Origin of the sequence: Rickettsia felis URRWXCal2 (genome assembly GCA_000012145.1) — a bacterium.
In the GTDB taxonomy this organism is placed as follows: domain Bacteria; phylum Pseudomonadota; class Alphaproteobacteria; order Rickettsiales; family Rickettsiaceae; genus Rickettsia; species Rickettsia felis.
On record CP000053.1, the window covers coordinates 477,149 to 497,499 of the forward strand.

A 20,351-nucleotide genomic window follows, 5' to 3' on the forward strand; every position below is an offset into this window, starting at 1 on the left:
TATTAGATGAGACAATAGATCAAACAGTATTACAAGAAAGCTTAAAAAAAATAGTACCGTTATTAAATAAAGAGATATTAAATAAATATATAAAAATAATATTAGCCAAAATAATAACTATTGTACCTGATTTGGGCGAGGAAGTATTAAATCAAGTATACAAACTAAATAATAAATTCTTAAATGAAACTTTAATTACTAGTAGTTTGGTTAAAATATTAATAGTAATGCCTACTCAAAAAGCAATTACTATCTCAAAAAAGCTACTTATAAAACCTAACTATGAGCTTAAGTTTGCAGCTGCCTCTGGCTTGTTTTGGGCAGTAAAAACAATACCTACTCAAGAAGCAATTATTATTTTAAAAGAGCTACTTGTAAATCCTAATAGTGCGGTTAAGCATGTAATCGCTAATAATTTGCCTAAGATAATAAAATTGACACCAAGTTTAGCACGAGAAGCATTTATTTTCTTGAGAGAGGAAATTATGAATCCTAATGCTGGAAATAATCTTAAATCTGTAGCTACTGAAGGCATAGTAGAGATAGTAGAAACAAGCCCAAATTTAGCTTCGGAAGCATTTACTTTCTTGAAAGGGGTAATTACAAATTCTAAAATTGATCCATATACCCAATCCATAGCTGCTCAAAACATATCGAAAATAGTAATAATGATGCCAAGCTTGGTACCAGAAGCATTTAATTTCTTGAAAGAGCTATTTACAAATCCTAAAGCTAACAGCGATGTCAAATTTGAAACGACTAGAAGTATAGCGGAAATAGCAAAAGTAATGCCTACCCAAGGAGCATTTACTTTTTTAAAAATAGTGATTATAAATCCTAAAACTAACCAGTATATTAAGCCCAAAGTTACTAGAAGCATAATAGAAATAGTAAGAAAGACGTCAAGTTTAGCCGAAGAAGCATTTGTTTTCTTGAAATTAGTAATTACAAATCCTTATACCGGATATAATATCAGGTCTGAATTTATTAGAAATATAGCATGGGTAGTAAAGGGAGCACCAAGTTTAGCCCAGCAAGTCTTTACTTTTTTGAGAGAGATAATTACAACTCATAACACTTATAACGTTGAGTATGAGGCCACTAGGAGTATTGCAAAGGTAGTAAAAATAAAATCAAATTTAACTCAAAAAGCCTTTGCTTTCATAAAAAATAGAATTATAGCTCATAAAGATGATATTAATTATGCAGCTGCTATAAGCTTAATTGAAGTAGCAAATGTAATACCACTTAATAAAGCTAGTTATAAGCCAATTAATGAATTATTAACAATAATTGATTTAACTAAAACAAAAGACCATTACAAAGGACTATACCTAGAAGCCCAAACCACCCTACACAAAATAACCCACCACCTTACTCAAGAATATGAGAAAGGTAAAAATCCTGAAGTAATAGAATGGTTTACTGAGAGTTTTAACAAACTACCGAATATAAGTGAAACACGAATATTTTTAAAAGAAATATGTCAAAGCATATTAAAAAGCGGTGTGATAAATGAGTTAGAGAGTAAGTTTAGAAGAGTTTGCAACTAAATTACTTACGGAAACAGATGATCCGCTAGCAGAGCAGTATAAAACGCATAAATCTTTATTCTCAAACAAAGGAGTAGGGCTTAAGATAGCGGCAAGCGATATTAACAATGTAAGTAGTATTACAAATGAAAATACCAAACTTTCTACTGAAAAATATCTTTTATCTTATGCAGGTAATAATAAAGATAAGTTCGTAATGTTGTTAGAAAGAAGAAGTATTTTCGGTGAACATCTAATATATAAATTTGGTGAGGATAATTTAAAGAAAATAGCCACTATTTATCCAGCAGAAATTAACAAAGAACTAAGAGGGCAACTATTTAATGAATTAGAATCCAAAGAACAATTTGATTGCTTTATTAAGAATGAAAAGCTTAAGCCTGAAGAAGAAAAACGGATATTTAAATGTTCTAACAAACTAAAGTTTGCAACCGAAATAATTCAAGATGCGAAAATAAGGTTGGAAACCAGTAATTTTAAATTACTAGATGCTGGAGCAAATAAAAGATTAGATGCCCATGAAATTAAGATAGATAGCCATAATAAAATACTAAAAGACAGTAGAACAATACAAAAAGCAGAAATCTTTAGAGAAGTTGAAAAACTAAAACATGAAAACATCTTGTTTTACAATTATTATTACACTTTTTATTGTACCACAAGAAATATTATACTAGATTTTCAAATTGCTGAGGCTAAGATGTTTAAAAATAATACTATAGAGGAGGAAGCTATAATTAAATTATTTGCAAAAAGTTTGGATTTGACAATACAAAGTCTCTTAGATGGCGTTTGCAGTATATTAGCAGCAAGGCGTAAGAGAAAAGAGGAAAATATAGTAACTAGTATAAACGATATTATTCGCAATACAATCGGAATAGAAGATTTAGACGATAACTTAAAGAAAATAGCTATTATTAAAACGCAAGAACGGAAAAACGAAATAATAAATCCCCAAAAAATGCAAGAAATACATATAACAAATTCTTATTCCTGGAAATTTCGAGCTTATGTACAAAAAACATTTAATAAGGTTAAAGAATTTGTAAGTCCTAAAGCTTTAAAAAGACATGACATGGATAATTTAGCCGTGCAACTAGCTTTAAAGGACTCTACTTTATTTATCGAATCTTTATATACAAACCGTGATGATATATTGAATAAAAAAAATGATCTATTTTTTAGAAAAAAATAATATAAAGAAGATTTTTGGTAAACAAGCTTAATAATAATTAATAAAACAGAATAAAGTTGCTTAAATACCAAAGAGTTAAAATTATTATGCTTCCTTAGGATTAAAAAACTATTTATTATTGCAATTTTTTAATTTTTGCTTTAATTGTAATCAACTATTATTAATAAAAATAAGAAATGACTTTTATGGAAGATTTAAGCTCTTGGAAAGAAAAGTTTGAAACTTGCGTTTACGCTAAAAAACTATTAGACAAAATTGAATATTTAAACACTAAAGTAAAAAATCCTGTTGATATAGAAAAAATTAAAAAAGGTATTTACTACGCTCGTAAATATCACGGCTTACAAATGCGTCAATCAGGCGATCCTTATTATTCTCACCCGATTGAAGTAACGATTATGCTAGCAGAGTTTGTAGCCGAAGAAGCTCCTAAGCTTTATAATGCTATTATGCTGCAAGCTGCTTTGCTGCATGATACTATTGAAGATACAGAACTTACTGAAGAAATGATAACCGCAATTTTTGGACTGGAAGTAGCAAAGCACGTAGAGGGTTTAACTAGAGTTAAGCCTTATGGAAAAATTAGTGCAGAGGAAAGTCTGAATTTGCTAGTTAGACAAAAAAGATATGATACGGTATTAATAAAGTTTTTTGACAGAATGCATAATTTACAAACTTTAGGTGCTAAATCACCTGAAAAAATGAGGAAAGTTATAGAGGAAAGTTTAATTAGTTTTGTAAAAATTGCTATGTATATAGAGGTACATGAAATAAAACAGCAATTAATTAAACTGTGCTACAAAAATCTAGGTATGGATTTTAATAAACCTCAAATAGCTTTTCAGGATAATTTCCAGCTTCTTTCTCCAATTTTTTAAAGTAGTTTACACCATACCAAAATCCTAAGGTAACAGGTACCAAAATTACCATCACTCCCCAATGGTCTAAATATATTATTAACAAAATACTTCCAAAGGTTGTTATTGTAAATACAGCAGCTCTAGATAAAGCAAAAGAAAAACTAGCATATGTAAATCTTCTTAAAACTGGTAAATATTTGCAAAAGATAGGGAAAGCAGGACTCATAAAACATCCAAATAGCATTATAAATCCTTGAATAAAAAATACTTGAAGCGGTGAAGTAAGATTATATAGTAAATAAGGACATATAAGAATAAAAATACCAAATATTATAAGTTTAATTTTTATAATCTTTAAAGGATATATTTTACAGCTAAGATAAACTAGCATAAAAGCTCCAAATAATTCTACTGCTGCTACAAATAAATTCTGATGAATAATTTCTGCAGGGCTATAATTAAAAGTATTTTTTAATATATTAGCACAATAAATATATGATACATAAAATGCTACAGGACCTGCACAATCTAATAAAAAAAACGCTATAATAGTTTTAATATTACTTTTATCTTCTTAGGATCAATATTAGCTTGTTCTAAAGTTTTTCTTAAATACCGTTTAGCATCCACAAACTCCGGTGTCTCTCTAAGTGAAGTTCTTCCGATGACTCCTACTATAGCGATTCCAGCACCTATTAAAAAAGCTATACGCCAACTAAAACCAAATGAAGTAACTAAAGAAGCTAAGCATAATGCTCCAAAACCACCTAATATACAAAAACTATCTAAAGTTGCTACGGCTGGATATTGTACAGGTGGTTTAATAAATTCAGTTAAATATACATCGGCTCCTATTACTTCCCCCATTGAGGACATGCCTTGTGCCATACGGCACGCTATCATAACCCATGTAGCTACAATTCCTATTTCATCATAAGTTGAAAGATTTGTCATAATAAAACAAGCTATAGCCATAAGCAAAGTAGTTATTATTATAGTTGATTTTCTTCCTATATTATCACCAAGCCAACCAAAGATTAATGCTCCTATAGGTCTAAATACATATGTTGAACATAATGCAGCTGCTTCATAGATTAGAGCAGTCTGAGGATCAGCTTTAGGAAAAAATAGCTCGTTGAGAAGCACTGCCATATGTACATATAAATATAAATCAAAATATTCAAGAAAAGTTCCGATAGACAAAATACCTAATGCTTGTTTTTGTTTTCTATTTAAACTTGTTTGTGTTTTCTCATAGCCGAGCATAAATTCTTTATAAAAAATTAAATTGTAAAGAAATCTATACTGTTTTATATAAAAGTCAATAGGAATTTTCGCTTTATACGATAAATAAAGAAATGAAGTGCAACTTATTATCAATTTTATAAATATAATTGAACTAGTTTAAAGTGGTATGCCCGTGTACCTGAGCATTCATCACAAGTCCAAAGCCTATTAGCATGGATGCGATCATTGTTCCGCCGTAAGAAATAAATGGCAGTGGTACGCCTACTACGGGAAGCAAGCCCATAACCATAGCTATATTAATAAATACGTGACTAAATAAGATTGAGGTGATACCTATTACCATTAATTTACTAAAAATCTCTCGGCAATTTGCGGCAATTAATAAAGAAATAGTTATAAGTGCAAAATATAATATTAGTAAAAACATTCCTCCTATAAAGCCAAACTCTTCGGCAAAGGTAGCAAAGATAAAGTCGGTTTGATGTTCGGGAAGAAAATCCAAATGGCTTTGACTACCCTGATTTAAACCTCGTCCAAATAAGCTACCTGAACCTATAGCGATTTTAGATTGAATAATATTATAACTAGCACCGAGCGGATCGTGTTCAGGGTCTAAAAACACCATTACCCGTTTTTTTTGATAATCATACATCATATTCCAAGCAATAGGCAGGCTAATAAGAGCAGCAAGACCTAGTATTATAAAATATTTTATTCTAAAACCCGTTGCAAAAAATATAATTGCCGAAACAATTAAAACAATCATTCCCGTACCTAAATCCGGTTCTCTAATTATTAAAAAAGCCGGTATTAAAACTCCGATAATCGGTATGATAACTTTATAGAATTTTGTTAGATCATCAATTGTTAGTGAATGGAAATACCTCGCAAGCATTAGTACAACGGCAATTTTTATCGGTTCGGAAGGCTGAAGCTTAACTATACCGATATCAATCCATCTTTTACCGCCCATGGCAGTTGAACCCAAAAGCTCCACGGCAACTAGTAAAGTGAGTACACAAAAATAGAAAATATATGATAATCTGAAGATTATACGCAAATCTATCAATGCAACAACAATAGCTAACGGCAAGAATATACAAAAATTTATAATTTGTTTGTAAGCCCAGGGTTGTAAATTACTATTCGCTGCAGAATAAAGCACAATGAAACCAATACAGCAAATTAAGCTAATTAGTAAAATTAAAGTAATCGGTAATTTTTGTAATTGTTCTAAATAATTTTTATGCATGTGGTTTTTTATATTTATTCTGTCATACCGTGGAGGAGGACGGCATTGTTTGTGTGGATAACTAATCGTCATGAGCTACGCAGCCGTAGGCTGCGTGGCAATCTCATGAAATAATAATAAATTCCTGAGATTGCTTCGTCAATTGCTATGCAATTTCCTCGCAATGACGTTTATTTATCCAAAATCTTTAAACCCCCACATCAAACACTTTAAAAATAAATACTAATTCGTCAGCCATCTCTTTCAAATAATCAAAGCGACCGGCAGAACCTTTATGCCCCGTATCCATATTTGTTTTTAATAATAAGGGATTATTGTCCGTTTTTAGTTCTCGTAATTTTGCTACCCATTTAGCCGGTTCCCAGTAACCTACACGTGGGTCGGATATACCGCAAGTAATGAATAGAGCAGGGTAGTTTTGTGCTTTTACGTTATCATAAGGGGAATATGATTTAATATATTCAAAATATTCTTTCTCTTTTGGATTACCCCATTCATTATATTCTAAAAGAGTTAGAGGTAAGCTTTCATCAAGTATGGTATTAAGTACGTCTACAAATGGTACATGAGCAACGGCTAATTTATAGAGTTCAGGTTTTTCATTGAGGACATAACCTATTAACATACCGCCGGCACTACCGCCCATTATTACTATATTGTTGTTACTTGTATATTGCTCATTAATTAAAGCTTTACTACAAGCTATGAAGTCTTCAAAAGTTCTTTTTTTGGTTAAAAATTTTGCTGCTTCATACCAGCCATGACCTAGATCGTCACCGCCTCTAATATGAGCAACCGCGTAAATAAAACCACGATCGGCAAGCGTCACTACCGTATTTCTAAAATTGACAGGCATGCTAATCCCGTAAGCTCCGTATCCCATTAGATATAAAGGATTTGAGCCGTCTTTTTTAAATAAAGATTTTTTGTAGAATAAAGTAATAGGTACTTTTACGTAACCATTATCTGCAAATATTCTCTTTACTTGATACTCTTCAGGATTAAAGCCTGAAGGTATTTCTTGGGTCTTTAATATCGCTAATTTATCACTATCAAAATCGTAATTATAAGTGGTATTTGGTCTTGCTAGAGAAGAGTAATTTACTCTGATATCGTCTTCCTCAAAGTTTGTAGAAAAGCTACTTGCTTGGAAACTTTCGTCAGGAAAATGAATTGTTTTTTCTTGTAAATCTTTAAATCGCTTTATTTTAATTAGCGGTAAACCTTGGTCACGATAATTTAAGATTAAATAATTATTTGTAACTTCAAAGCTTTTTAAATATTTGTCTTGTTCTTCCTTAATATAAATATCATCCCAATTAGCATTTTCAAAATTATTTACCGGTAGCTTTACAATATGGAAATTTTTAGCTTTATAATTAGTTTTAATATAAAAATAATCGCCATTATGTTCTACATCATAGAATATTTTATTTTCTGCAGCTCGTACTAATTTAGGAGTAAAATTATCATCCTGCATAGAAATCACGTAAATTTCATTTTCATTATAATCACCTGAATTTATAAAAATATATTCACTACTTGCAGATTTCTCACAGCTGATAAAATGAAGAGGGTTTTTTACTTCAAATATTAATTTATCCTGAGTAACATCTTCACCTAGACGGTGAAACATTACCTTATCCCAGCGTTGATTCTCATTAATAGTAATATAGAAAAAGCCGTTTAATTTTTCATGCCAAATCACAGTAGGAGCTATATCCGTTACATTATCAGGTAAGTATTTTTGCTCTTTAAGATTGTATATTTTGATATTATATTGCTCATTACCTGTAAAATTAACGCTATAAGCCATTAAATTTTGATTAGGTGACATTGTGACTTTGGCAACATCGGTAAAACTGCCGTTTGGAGTAAGAAAGTTAACATCTAATATTATCTCTTCATGTGCTTCCATACTATTATGCTTTCTACAATATATCGGATAATTTTTATCGCTTTCTACTCTATGGTAATAGTAATAATCTTTTTTCTTAACATAAACTGACTCATCGTCTAATTTGATTCGTCCTTTTAATTCTTCAAAAATCTTTTCCTTATCCTTTTGCAGATCGGCAAAGAAATTTTCGGTATATTTATTCTCGGCCTTTAAGTAATCTAAAATTTTAGAGTCTTCTACATTTGGCCATTTAGGATCACGCAGCCATTGATAATCATCGTTTATTGTTTGCCCGTGGGCTTCAAAGCTGTAATTTTGTTTATTTGCGATTGGTGGTTTCATGTTATCGACCTTCGTATATGTCATTCCTGAGAAAGCAGGAATCTAGGGATTAAGAATGTAAATAATTTTTTATTTTTCTGGATACCGTGGTCAAGCCACGGTATGACAGAGTGTTAAAATCAAACTAATTAATAGGAATAATATAATAAATATAGCAGTTTGCTGATTATGCCAAGCAGATATTTTACCTAAAATATTATCCCAAATAACCTTAAAATTAAGATATTCTTCTGTATCTTCAGTACTGTCTGTCCTTTCTTTATATTTATCGATAATGAAATATATAAATTTTTCAATATATTGGTATAGGTCAAGGTTTATGTTTTCTGTCGAAATGCGTGGTATTTTTCTAAATATTAAAGTCAATAATACTGAGATTGCAAGGATAACTAGCTTAAAATTAGCATTATGTGATATTTGAATAGGGTAAAATAAACATACGCATAAAGTTATGATGCACAAGGAGAGGTAGGTTAAGTTCCTTAACGTCATTGCGAGGAAAAACGTAGTTTTGTACGCACGCAATCTCAGGATATTTGACGAGATTGCCACGCTCCTTTTAGTCGCTCGCAATGACGGTAAACTCTCTATCAACAATCCAAATAATACGGTACAAGTTGCTATCTTGGAAAATATAATAATATTATTTGCATCTAAAAGATTGGCAATTCCGTCTTTTATATAAGAAGAATTAATAGGCAGTATAGATGTATATATTAATATGCTAACTACAAACCCGCCTAATAGAATAAGATTAACTTGAGTATTTTGAAGATCTTGGTAATTTTTAATACTGTATTCATCTTCTATATAGGTAAAATATAAAGCAAATAACCCATTATATAGTATATGTATGAATATAAAGCTTGTAATAAGATAAGCTATGTTTGGAGAATTTATACTAATAGCCGCTAATATAAAACCAAGCTGCGAAACTGTAAGATAGCATATTAGTCGTTTAAGGTTTTTCTCAATTAGAGAAAATATTAACCCGTAAATAATCATTGATATTCCAAAAAACTTAAGTATCTCAAGACCGCTAAATAATTTTAAAATGATAATTAAAGTAACTTTAGTAGTAAAACTTGTTAAATATACAATACCGCTACCTGAAGCTGCAGGATAGCAATTAACCACCCAGCCGTTTACAAAAATAGTGCCAAGATTAATCAAACAACCTGCAAGTATGAATATTGCCGGTAACTCAAAATTATATACTGATTCCGTTAAAGAAATAAAAGCTGTATTACCTGTTGCTTGGATTAGAAGAGTCATGCCGATCAAAATTAACCCGCTACTGAATAGATGAGTAAGGAAATATTGACGTGCCGGTTTTATTTTTAATTGATCGCAAAAAACAATTATGCAGACAAAAATTGTCATGAATTCAAGCGAGATTATCATGGAAATAAAATCAGCTGCAATTACGCATATAATAGAGGATAAACAGTATAAACTACCTATTAGCGTCTCTAACTTTCTATTTTGGGAAATTGTATAAAGACTTAAGATAGCAGTAACAATTAGAAATGCGAGAGCTATTAGCTGATTTTGCAGGTTAAAATCAAACATAAGCTCGAAATTAGTAAGCGGAAATATAAATTTGCTATTTTGAATAAACATTTTAATCTTTAGAAGAAACTGTTAAAACTTCTAGTCCTTGAATCCTTTTAAAGTCTTTTACATTTAGAGTTAATAGAGAATAACCATGCGTTATTGCCGTTGCTGCAATTAGCATGTCATGGGTTCCTATAGTTATACGTTGTTTATATAAATCATTAATAATACGTGCATATGTATATACTTCTTCAATACCGAAAGGTAATATAGTAAACAGACTTTTTACATATTCTATAAAAGCTAAACATTTTATACGTTTATTCTCATTATTGACTCTATCTACTCCTATTAATAGTTCAGTTAACACAATAGGGCTAATATAAGCCTGACCATAATGTGACCATTGCTTAGTACTTACCTTTCCTCTTTCTAAAGCTATGATTATAGAAGTGTCAATAATTAATCCCATCTTTCAACCAATTTTTTAATATCTTGTCTAGTACTGCGTCTTATTTCTTCGATGTCTTTCATGAATTGATCAGCATCTTCAGGATCAAGATGTGGACCATTTTTAAAGGCTTCTTCTAAGTCTCTTACTGCTATAGAAGGCTTGGTTTCTGCGGGCGTAATCCTTGCTACGATATGGTTACCTTTTTGCACGTCAAAGCTTTCGCCTTTATAGTAAACTCTATTCATAATATCTGAAAAAGATCGTACAAATTCTGTTGCTCTAATAATTTGTGCCATATTTATCCTCAAAAATAATTGCATATTGTATGATTATATGTAAATACATAAATTATGTAAATACATATTTATGTAATATAAGCTAAAAATTCTCTGATTAAGATTTGGATAAAGTAAAATAATGTTATAGCTAAGGCACAAATGATTATACTGATTTCCATAGAGTAGGGGGATGATTTTGTTACGCTAGATTCTACCAAAGAAGGTTTATAAATAGAGCTGAGTATTTTGAGAAGGTAAAGGCTTGAGAATATACTACTAGCTATTACGACAATCATAACTATAATTTGATTCTGTTCGCTTGCAGCAAGCAATATTGAGAATTTACTGATAAATCCGCTAAAGATGGGTATACCGATTAATGATAATGAAGAGATAGATATAATAAAAGAAATTAAAGGAAACTCTTTAGATGTTCCATGCAAATCCTGTACTTGGTCAGCTTTCTTTAAACTGTAAATACTTCCCATACTGTAAAATAAGCAGATTTTTGTAAAAGAATGCGAAACCAAATGTAAGGTGGCAGCTCCAAGTGCTTTAGGTGTTAGCATGAAAGCACTAAGTAATGCAAGGCTTAGTTGATTCATAGTGGAATAGGCGAGTATTTTTTTGATATTATCCGTGCCTAGTGCTTTGATTGAGCTATAAAATATGCTTACTATCGGTATGAAAATTAACCAGTTTAACTCGGCAAATATAATTTGTAAATACGATAAACCGAATATATATAATAGGATTTTGTAAATACAAAATAATCCTGTTTTAACTACTATTACAGCATGCAGTAAGCTACTAACGGGGTAATGTGCAACCATTGCGGCAGGAAGCCATGAATGCACCGGAAAAATTGCAGTTTTAGCAATTCCAAAAATAAACATTAATAATAAGATAATGGATTGGCTTTGAGAAAAATAATTTTCTACTAGGCTGCCGCTTGCAAAATCTCCGTTACCGGTTTTAGCATAAATAATTATCACTGCCGGTAAAAATAATATTGTGGCAGAAATCATCAGAATTTTTAGATATTTATATAACCCACTAAGTACTATATTATTTTTGGTATGTCCTATTAAAAAAGCTGTAGAAATAGTTAGAAGCTCATAACAAATGAACATAGTGAATAAATTGCTAGATAAGGCAATTAAAACGCCAATTAGAATAGTTAAGTTAAAGAAAAATAAGAATCTAGAGGAGTGTTCTATATTATTAATAGCAAGATATTTAGGAGTGTAAAGTAAAGCACAAATCCATAAAAAGCCTATTAAGCTCAAGAATATAAGCCCTAAAGGTTCAAGATGGAATCCTATAGAGTAATTACCTAATATATTAAATTCAAATCCTGCTCTAATACCTTTTAAAAACAACCAGTCTATAATTAAAATATTACCGAAGAAAAAAATAGAGATAATAATAAGTAAAAAATTACGTATAAAACTATCTTTTTTAGTGGCATACGGACTAGTTAAGTTTAATGCACCAACTAGCAAAGTTGATAGAATCAAAAGACTCGGAGTAGTAAATTGTGTAATCATGTTTTCCTTTCCCTTGTCATCCCGTGGCTTGACTTATATACCAGACAGTTTTGAAAAGCCCCGTCATTGCGAGCCAGTGTTGTTGCATGGATACCAATGTCATTCCTGCGAAAGCAGGAATCCAGCATAAAGCGAGATAAATCGAGCTTTTAATTTCAAAAATTTTCTGTATTTATACTTTTTTCTGGATTCCCGCTTTCGCGGGAATGACATAAAGAGCATTTACCGGTCCACGCAACAATGCCTCCTCGCAATGACTAGGGATTTTCATAATGTCAAAGGTTAATCAATTCTTCCAAAAAGTAACTTTCACCATTTTATAATGATAAAATAGTGATCCTACGGAGCTTAGTAAGATTATAACAAAATCTAATAATAGTTTTTGTCTAAATAATAATTCGAGAATATTTATTTTGATAAAAAATAATGGGCTGATAGGTAAGCCGCAGCTGCAAATAATAATAATTATAGTTAAAACTTTGTTAGAATTCTTTTTATAGCTTTCATTATAAGCATCTATCAAAAAAAGAGCTATTTTATTTATACTGTCCGCAAGTAATAAGCTCGGTAAAATTATTATACCGCCCTCAGTAACATATAATAGAAATACATAACCTATTTGAGTGAAACATGAATAAATTATAATATTCTTGAAGTCTTCTGCTCGGTAAGCAAAATACGGAGCTATAATAAGAGTAGCTAAAGCGATAGGTCTTATAAAATTTGTAATAGAAATTTTAATCGTCTCATAGCCTATAATAATATAAGTAAATTTGTATATTATATATATTCCTATTATAGTAGAAATCCCTGCTAAATATACTAAAATAACCGAAGCCGTGTTATTATAAGCTCTCATCATCCAAAAGTGCATAGGGAAAAAAGCAGTTTTTAAAATAGCTCCTGTTAAGAAAAAACCGATAGCTATAGTGATTATACGGGAATTAGTATGTTCCTGTAAATAAGATGCAACATCATACATATTTAAGCTACCCGTAATGCTTAGCAAAAATCCTATAGCTATAAGAATAAGAGTTGCACCAATACTACCCATTATCAAATAGTCAAAAGCTCCGATTAAAGATTTTGGGTTATTACCTGAGGCTATCAAGACATAGCTACTAAGTGCCGAAATTTCTATAAATACATATAGATTAAAGAAATCATTAGTGGCAATCATTCCTAAATAGCCCGTATGAGCGAATAATAATATACCGTAAAATAAAGATTTTCTATTATTGTTGATATATTTTAAGATTGTTCGATTAGTAATCTTATGACAAAAAACTAAAAAGAATAATAAAACCAAGTTAAGATAAATAATAATAGCTTGGTTTAGTGAATTTAGCCGATATTCTATTCCTATTTTTGAACTCCATCCTCCCATGGTATAAGATAGCTCCGTATTTTGTATAATGCTATATCCATAAACACTGACCAAAAGGCTAGATAAAATGCAAATCGTAGTAATTACTCGTGCAAAGGTAATAAAGCGAAAAGATATTATTGAGAGTAAAGCCCCGAATAAAGGGAATAATATTTGTATGATAGGGAAATGGTTAGCTAGAATCATGGAAGTTTATTCTCCCTCGTCATTGCGAGCAGCCGTAGGCTGTGTGGCAATCCCGTCAAATGTCCTGAGATTGCTTCGTCAATTACTTCGTAATTTTCTCGCAATGACGATTTGGTATAGAATAACATAATTGAAAAAATCATTTATCAAAATTAATTTCATTTTCTGATATTGTACCAAAATGTTTATAAATTTGATATATTAAACTTAAAGCTACGCTAAGAGTAGCAAACCCAACTACTATAGCAGTTAGCATTAATACATGAGGCAAAGGGCTAGTGTAAGTAGTTAGCCCATCTTGTAAAATAGGTACACCGCCTGTTTTAATTTTTCCGATACTTAAATAAAACACTAACACCGAACTTTGAAAAATTCCAAGTCCGATAATTTTATGAATATAATTACGGCTTGTAAGCATTATAAATAAGCCGCTAGTTAGTAAAATCAAAGTAAGAAAGTATATTAAATGTGACATTACATTGTCATACCGTGGCCTCGCCACGGTATCCAAAAAAAATTTAAAAAAGACTGGATCCCGCGATCAAGTTAGCTAGGATGACAGTTAATACGCTTTGAAAGACTGATTAAATACGCATGTGACTTTTTTACCCTTACGTATAGCGAGCTTAGGAAAAACCTGTTCAAGTATCACCATATTAGGATTATCTTGAGCAAGGCGATAATTTACTAAAGATTCTCGAAGTGAATCATCTACAGCAAAAATACCGGAAATTTCAGCGTTTTTGTCTCTAAATTGCAGATAAGTAAACTCGCCATCGTCAAAAATTTTAATAGGAGCTATTTCTTCGCTGCCGCTAATATAGTAATTAAAGTTATATTTTTCAGGATGAGTTAGATCGGGACTGGCTAGGGAAGCAGAAAAAGTTTGCATATGACCGCTCATATTGTCATTTTCGTCATCCGGGTAAAGAAACTTTACGTTAAAGACCATTTCAGGATCACGCATATCAAGAGTTTCGGCGGCATATAGTTCAAAGAAATAAGTCCGTTTATTAGTAATTAAAGTCATATTAGTAGTAGCATCAGGTTCCATCGGTTTAATAAAAATCCTATGACCGGCAGGTACTATTTGCCATGAAGTAGTATCTCCCATAGAAATACTGACTATTTCCTCGTCTCTTGCTAGTTCTATACTTGCTTGATAGCCGTAATATCCTGTGAATTTGAAAACATCGTCAGGGTTATAAGTCATAACTCTTAGACGCGGGTCTCGACCTAGAGGTCGTGATATAGTAAGAGCAAATACATCTAATGTAAGTATTATAAAAGTACAAAATATTATTAGTTGCTTCATATTATTTCTGATTTTTATTCCTTAATAACTTTAGCTTGTAACTAGTAACGGTAAAATTGAAGGGCATATCAGGTGATGTACTTGTACTGATAGAATCCATTATAAATCCGATTCTTGCTTCCCATACCATATTTTCTAAAATTTCACCCGTACTATTTTGTGCCAATGATTCAAAAGTAACAACTGCCTCGTTATCGTTTATATTGTTAATTGATAATATATTAATTGAGCGTCTATATAGTTTTTGATATCTTATGACCGGTGATAATGGGTTATCAATATTCATAAAATTAGCAAATTGCATATAAACAATACTCGTAGAAGCATTTTTGATAAAGGTAAATTGTTCTTTTAATATATCGTAATTATATTCTTCTCGTTGTTTTACATAATTCTGAAGCATAATATTTGCAACAGAGATATAAGGATTGGCGAGTGTTGAATGTTTAGTATTAGTAACGGTAGCTTGTTTTTCGGCATCATCTTTTATTAAATAACTTACTTTTTCGTTTATTGGTAGCAATATGTTGATATTTATACAAACTAAGGTTAATAATAAGGTAAAAATCGTGCATATTAAAAGCAGAAGACTTCTATGACTTAACGGTAAGATATACTTAAAATTATACCATTTTCTTGCATCAATAAAATATTCGCCGGATTTTATATATTCTTGTATTGCGTTGGTTAATGGGTCCATAATTACTAGATTAATATCTAATTTTATTCTGTTTTAACTCTATCATAATTATTATAATATGATTATGATTTGTTAATTTAATGTTATTTAAGCTATAAAATAAGTTTATATTGTTGCTACAATACCAAATATTGTTTAACTTTAAAATTAAAATAAATTATAAATTAAAATTATACAATAACAAATATTGATGGTAGTTATTATGTTGTACTCGTCCCACTTGAAAAATTGGCAACAATATATTTATAAATCCGCAGGTAGCCACGTATTAAGTGTACGCTCTGCTCTCAAGTTGAACTTCGTATAACTACTCTTTATTTACTTCAGAGTATAATAGTTTACAATCTTTTTAATATTTTTTTATATTTATAAATAGATTTTTTCAAAAAATGCTTGTGAACTATTGTATAGTAAGGTAATTTTAAAATAGTAACAAGATAATTTAATAATGTATAATTAGAATGTTAAAATCATTAAAGTTTCTATTAGTATTAATTATGCTTGCTCAATTACTGTCATGTACCCCTTCAGCTCCTTATGAAATTAAAAGCCCATGCGTTTCTGCTGATATAGATGATGGATCGAGTTTAAGCGTAAATCCTTGTATAAGAAGACCGGTTAATTCAGTAAATATAGCATAAAAGTAATAGTTTTACACAATAACAATGTAATAATAAAAATACCTTTGATATGAATAATATATTTGGCTTCTTTAAATCAAGTAACAACTCGAAAAGCGGTTCAGGAGATACACAAAATCAAGAAAGTATTAAATCGGCTAATCCTTTAAAAATTACTCAGAATTGGTATGAAGAGCGATCTGATAAGTTAATTGTTCAACGTAACTTACTTATCATATTAATAATACTACTAACCATTTTTATGGTTATATCAACTTTAGTAATAGCATTTGTAGTAAAATCCAAACAGTTTGATCCTTTTGTTATTCAGCTTAATAGTAATACCGGACGTGCCTCGGTGGTAGAACCTATTTCATCACCGGTGTTAACGGCGGATGAGTCTCTTACAAGGTATTTTATAAAGAAATACATAACGGCACGGGAAACATATAATCCAGTTGATTTTGCAATTATAGCTCGTACGACAATAAGATTATTTTCAACAAGCGGTGTTTATAATAATTATCTTGGCTATATAAGAAATAAAGATTTTGATCCTACGATAAAATATAAAGAAGATAATACTACATTTTTAGTAATAAAATCATGGTCAAAAATCGCAGCAGATAAATATATAGTTAGATTTTCCGTAAATGAAACATCAGGAAGCCAATTAGTTTATAATAAAATAGCGGTAGTAAGTTATGCTTATGTGCCTATGCAATTAACAGATTCAGAACTTGACATAAATCCGGTAGGGTTTCAAGTTAACGGATATAGGGTAGACGATGACAATAGTTAGATTTTATTTTTTAGTTTTTATATTATTAAGTGGTTTTACAGTACAACGAGAATGTCCACTTGTAGATGATCCATGTAATAATAGTAGTAATAATTATGTAGATGATTTATCTATAACTAAAGATAATAGGATAAAAACTTATATATATAATCCAAATGAAGTTTATTTATTAGTTTTGCATTTTGGCTTTCAATCGCATATAGAATTTGCTAAAAATGAAGAAATCCAAAATATAATTCTTGGGGATGCTTATGCTTGGAAAATAACTCCTTTGGCAAATAGATTATTTCTTAAGCCTCTTGAAAAAGATATCCGTACAAATATGACTATTATAACTAATAAAAGAACATATGAATTTGATATCGCTTCTACGGAACTTATGATGGGTAATGAAAGGGATTTAGTATATGTAATTAAATTTTACTATCCTAAGAAAAATGGTAATTACATGGCAAGGTTTTAATCGATGTCATTGTTGTGTAGATACGTCATTGCGAGGAAAAACTGATTCACGCGGGGAATGAAAACAAGAACACTTTAACTAATATAATTTAGATATGGCTGAAGAGCAAAATAATAATGATACCGGTTCTTTATCAGGAGCAGATGCTCCTGAAGTACAGAGAGAATTATCAAAAGTTTCAGTTAGCTTTAATAAGAGTATTGCGATAGTAGTCGTAATTTGCGGTATTTTTATATATATTTTTTATACTCTTTTTTTCGCTAATAAAAAAGAAGAAATATCGGAGACTCAAGTGCCGACTAATATTGTAAAACCTGTTACTGATGTTGATGATAATATTCCGGAGATTCCAAAGTTACCTGATCCGCCTAAGCTTGAGACGCCTACTGCTCCTCCACCACCTCCTCCTCCAGTAGTAGAAGTTCCGCCGGTCTTACCTCCTACTACTCCTGTAGAAGAGAATAAAGACAAAACGCTTCCATTGCCGCCGGTTTCGTTGCCTTCGACTTCAGGAACGTTAGTTGAGAGTGATGCAGAGAAGCAACGTCGTGAAGCAAAAAGAAAATCAGCTATAGTGTTAGTTGGTGGTGTAGAGCCTAAAAAAACACAGGAACAGATTACGACAGAAGCGACCTTTAAAGATCGTGGCGATATGTCTTTGGTTCTTGGACGCGGTAAATTAATTGATGCAGTACTTGAAACGGCAATAAATAGTGATCTCGGCGGTGAAATAAGAGCCATTATTAGTAGAGACGTATTTTCTGAGAAAGATAAAGTTATATTGATACCGAAAGGATCAAAAATATTCGGTAAATATGCAACCTCAACTGATTCGAGCAGTTATGGTAGAGTATCTATAATATGGGATAGAATAGATTTGACCAACGGTTATACTATAGAATTTGACTCTCCTGCAGTTGATAATTTAGGTAGACCTGGACTACAAGGGAGAGTCGATAATAAATATAAAGAACAATTTGCAAATGCCGTATTACAATCCGGCTTTAATATAGGCCTTGCTAAAGTTCTTGATAAGTTAGTGCCGCCTCCTATAGATTCACAGGCAGCAGCTACCAATAGTGCTACGGCAACACAATTGTTAAATACTGCTCAAACTATTGCGGCTAATACCGCTATGGATGCAAATACTAGGATAGTTACAATTTGTACTAATATACTTGCTGCTATTACCGATAAAACTTCGACTGCTTATACTACTATGACTCAAGCATGTACAACAGCACAAACTGCTTCTTCAGCGAATACTGCTGAGCAGAGACTTCAAACCTTAGTACAGGCAGTTAATACAGCAGCTTCAAGTTTGCTTACTACTACCTCTATAGCATCGACTCCGACACAAGCACAACAAGCTTCTACTCAAGCTTTTACGGATGTGACGAATGTTGTACAAAATATGATAACTCAGCAGCCGTTTAAGCCGACGACAACGGTTAATCAAGGTACGCCGGTTAGAATATACGTTAATAAGGATTATAAATTCCCAAAAGCCGTTTTATTAAAATCAAAGGTAATGAAATGAATGAAGAATTTGCAGCCTTAGAGACGTTTTTACTTCCTTTTAAAAATTTATTTGCTGAAGACGGTATTAACGAGATTATGGTTAATAAGCCTGGGGAAGCATGGGTTGAAAAAAAAGGCGATATATATTCTAAGCAAATACCGGAATTGGATAGTGAACATTTACTTTCATTAGGGCGTTTAGTTGCTCAATCTACCGAACAGATGATTTCGGAAGAAAAGCCTTTACTTTCCGCAACTTTGCCGAACGGTTATCGTATTCAAATAGTATTTCCTCCTGCTTGTGAGATAGGACAAATCATTTATTCTATAAGAAAGCCTAGCGGTATGAATCTAACTTTAGATGAATATGCTAAAATGGGAGCATTTGATGATACTGCAACAGAGAGTTTAGTAGATGAAGATGCAGTAATTTTAAATAATTTCTTAGCCGAAAAAAAGATTAAAGAATTTATTAGACATGCAGTTGTTTCAAAGAAAAATATCATAATTAGCGGCGGTACTTCAACCGGTAAAACTACTTTTACTAATGCGGCACTTACTGAAATACCTGCAATAGAAAGATTAATTACTGTAGAAGATGCTCGTGAGGTTGTGCTATCAAGCCATCCTAACAGAGTGCATTTACTTGCTTCCAAAGGAGGACAGGGGCGTGCAAATGTTACTACTCAAGATTTAATAGAGGCGTGTTTGCGTTTAAGACCGGATAGAATTATAGTGGGTGAGCTTCGAGGTAAGGAAGCTTTTAGTTTTTTGCGTGCTATTAATACAGGTCACCCCGGTTCAATATCAACACTGCATGCGGATAGTCCCGCTATGGCTATTGAGCAGTTAAAGCTTATGGTTATGCAAGCAGATCTTGGTATGCCGCCTGAAGAAGTAAAGAAGTATATTTTAACCGTTGTAGATATCGTTGTGCAGTTAAAACGCGGTAGCGGTGGGAAAAGATATGTTTCGGAGGTTTACTATAAGAAGAATAAGAATGCTGAGGGTATGGTGTAGCGTATACTCGATGAACTTCAAAAATTGGCTACGTCGTTCTACAAGTTCTGCGGTGCTCGCGTTTAAGTATACGCTCCGCTCCTCGCCTTGTGAACTCCTTGCTCTTTTTGAAGTTGATCTTCGTATACCTATTCTTCATTAAAGTATA

General features: G+C 31.5%; 21 protein-coding genes. 9 read left to right on the forward strand and 12 right to left on the reverse strand.

Features of this window, described 5'->3' with window-relative positions; translation table 11 throughout:
* Positions 1-131 precede the first annotated feature (131 nt).
* The 3 genes from RF_RS08050 (at position 132) to RF_RS02440 (ending at position 3,626) form a co-directional block, all read left to right on the forward strand.
* Positions 132-1,553: a hypothetical protein gene (locus tag RF_RS08050; RefSeq protein ID WP_011270781.1), complete on the forward strand. Its 1,422-nt coding sequence runs from the start codon at positions 132-134 to the stop codon at positions 1,551-1,553.
* A gap of 196 nt (positions 1,554-1,749) precedes the next feature.
* Positions 1,750-2,748 carry a hypothetical protein gene (locus RF_RS11295; protein ID WP_011270782.1) on the forward strand — a complete coding sequence of 333 codons (999 nt, stop codon included), beginning with the start codon at positions 1,750-1,752 and terminating at the stop codon, positions 2,746-2,748.
* 185 nt (positions 2,749-2,933) lie between these two features.
* Positions 2,934-3,626 (forward strand): HD domain-containing protein, encoded by a 693-nt coding sequence (locus RF_RS02440; protein WP_039594909.1) that lies wholly within the window; start codon positions 2,934-2,936, stop codon positions 3,624-3,626.
* On the opposite strand, the gene RF_RS11300 is transcribed toward RF_RS02440, so the two are convergent.
* The 9 genes from RF_RS11300 to RF_RS02480 all read right to left on the reverse strand — a co-directional run bounded on the left by RF_RS11300 (position 3,568) and on the right by RF_RS02480 (position 13,762).
* Positions 3,568-3,999 (reverse strand): hypothetical protein, encoded by a 432-nt coding sequence (locus RF_RS11300; RefSeq protein WP_011270784.1) that lies wholly within the window; start codon positions 3,997-3,999, stop codon positions 3,568-3,570. The two genes, RF_RS02440 and RF_RS11300, sit on opposite strands and share 59 nt — an antisense overlap.
* A gap of 152 nt (positions 4,000-4,151) precedes the next feature.
* A complete protein-coding gene (locus RF_RS11305; RefSeq protein ID WP_011270785.1) occupies positions 4,152-4,874 on the reverse strand; it encodes an MFS transporter in 723 nt (240 codons plus the stop codon).
* Between the two features lie 133 nt (positions 4,875-5,007).
* Positions 5,008-6,108, reverse strand: a complete 1,101-nt coding sequence (rodA, locus tag RF_RS02450; protein WP_039595421.1) for a rod shape-determining protein RodA — start codon at positions 6,106-6,108, stop codon at positions 5,008-5,010.
* A 187-nt stretch (positions 6,109-6,295) separates the two neighbouring features.
* Positions 6,296-8,350, reverse strand: a complete 2,055-nt coding sequence (locus RF_RS02455; protein ID WP_041405312.1) for a S9 family peptidase — start codon at positions 8,348-8,350, stop codon at positions 6,296-6,298.
* A 90-nt stretch (positions 8,351-8,440) separates the two neighbouring features.
* The gene (locus RF_RS02460) at positions 8,441-9,973 is read right to left on the reverse strand and encodes a proton-conducting transporter transmembrane domain-containing protein (RefSeq protein ID WP_011270788.1); all 1,533 of its coding nucleotides are present in this window, start codon (positions 9,971-9,973) and stop codon (positions 8,441-8,443) included.
* Position 9,974: 1 nt separating this feature from the next.
* Positions 9,975-10,379, reverse strand: a complete 405-nt coding sequence (vapC, locus tag RF_RS02465; protein WP_011270789.1) for a ribonuclease VapC — start codon at positions 10,377-10,379, stop codon at positions 9,975-9,977.
* The gene (vapB, locus tag RF_RS02470) at positions 10,370-10,681 is read right to left on the reverse strand and encodes a type II toxin-antitoxin system antitoxin VapB (protein WP_011270790.1); all 312 of its coding nucleotides are present in this window, start codon (positions 10,679-10,681) and stop codon (positions 10,370-10,372) included. The genes vapC and vapB overlap by 10 nt, the downstream gene beginning before the upstream one ends.
* 44 nt (positions 10,682-10,725) lie before the next feature.
* A complete protein-coding gene (locus tag RF_RS02475; RefSeq protein WP_011270791.1) occupies positions 10,726-12,189 on the reverse strand; it encodes a proton-conducting transporter transmembrane domain-containing protein in 1,464 nt (487 codons plus the stop codon).
* Positions 12,190-12,475: 286 nt separating this feature from the next.
* On the reverse strand, positions 12,476-13,762 hold the full coding sequence (locus RF_RS02480) for a proton-conducting transporter transmembrane domain-containing protein (RefSeq protein WP_011270793.1): 1,287 nt from the start codon (positions 13,760-13,762) through the stop codon (positions 12,476-12,478).
* Between RF_RS02480 and RF_RS10500 the strand changes: the two genes are divergently transcribed.
* Entirely contained in the window at positions 13,644-13,892 is a 249-nt protein-coding gene (locus tag RF_RS10500; RefSeq protein ID WP_162180261.1) for a hypothetical protein, read from the forward strand. The genes RF_RS02480 and RF_RS10500 overlap by 119 nt on opposite strands.
* Positions 13,893-13,901: 9 nt before the next feature.
* Here the strand turns inward: RF_RS10500 and RF_RS02485 are convergent, their stop codons facing one another.
* The 3 genes from RF_RS02485 to RF_RS02495 form a co-directional block, all read right to left on the reverse strand.
* Complete coding sequence (locus RF_RS02485; protein WP_039594911.1) at positions 13,902-14,237, reverse strand: Na+/H+ antiporter subunit C; 336 nt, start codon at positions 14,235-14,237, stop codon at positions 13,902-13,904.
* 87 nt (positions 14,238-14,324) lie between these two features.
* Complete coding sequence (gene virB9, locus RF_RS02490) at positions 14,325-15,077, reverse strand: P-type conjugative transfer protein VirB9 (RefSeq protein ID WP_008580257.1); 753 nt, start codon at positions 15,075-15,077, stop codon at positions 14,325-14,327.
* A gap of 1 nt (position 15,078) precedes the next feature.
* Positions 15,079-15,777 carry a VirB8 family type IV secretion system protein gene (locus RF_RS02495; protein ID WP_011270795.1) on the reverse strand — a complete coding sequence of 233 codons (699 nt, stop codon included), beginning with the start codon at positions 15,775-15,777 and terminating at the stop codon, positions 15,079-15,081.
* A gap of 461 nt (positions 15,778-16,238) precedes the next feature.
* Between RF_RS02495 and RF_RS02500 the strand changes: the two genes are divergently transcribed.
* The 5 genes from RF_RS02500 (at position 16,239) to virB11 (ending at position 20,203) form a co-directional block, all read left to right on the forward strand.
* Positions 16,239-16,418, forward strand: a complete 180-nt coding sequence (locus RF_RS02500) for a DUF2706 domain-containing protein (RefSeq protein ID WP_011270796.1) — start codon at positions 16,239-16,241, stop codon at positions 16,416-16,418.
* Between the two features lie 49 nt (positions 16,419-16,467).
* The gene (locus RF_RS02505; protein ID WP_011270797.1) at positions 16,468-17,199 is read left to right on the forward strand and encodes a VirB8 family type IV secretion system protein; all 732 of its coding nucleotides are present in this window, start codon (positions 16,468-16,470) and stop codon (positions 17,197-17,199) included.
* Complete coding sequence (locus tag RF_RS02510) at positions 17,186-17,662, forward strand: TrbG/VirB9 family P-type conjugative transfer protein (protein WP_011270798.1); 477 nt, start codon at positions 17,186-17,188, stop codon at positions 17,660-17,662. Before RF_RS02505 ends, RF_RS02510 begins: the two co-directional genes overlap by 14 nt.
* A gap of 94 nt (positions 17,663-17,756) precedes the next feature.
* Complete coding sequence (locus tag RF_RS02515; RefSeq protein ID WP_011270799.1) at positions 17,757-19,202, forward strand: TraB/TrbI/VirB10 family type IV secretion system protein; 1,446 nt, start codon at positions 17,757-17,759, stop codon at positions 19,200-19,202.
* On the forward strand, positions 19,199-20,203 hold the full coding sequence (virB11, locus tag RF_RS02520; protein WP_011270800.1) for a P-type DNA transfer ATPase VirB11: 1,005 nt from the start codon (positions 19,199-19,201) through the stop codon (positions 20,201-20,203). The genes RF_RS02515 and virB11 overlap by 4 nt, the downstream gene beginning before the upstream one ends.
* Positions 20,204-20,351 lie beyond the last annotated feature (148 nt).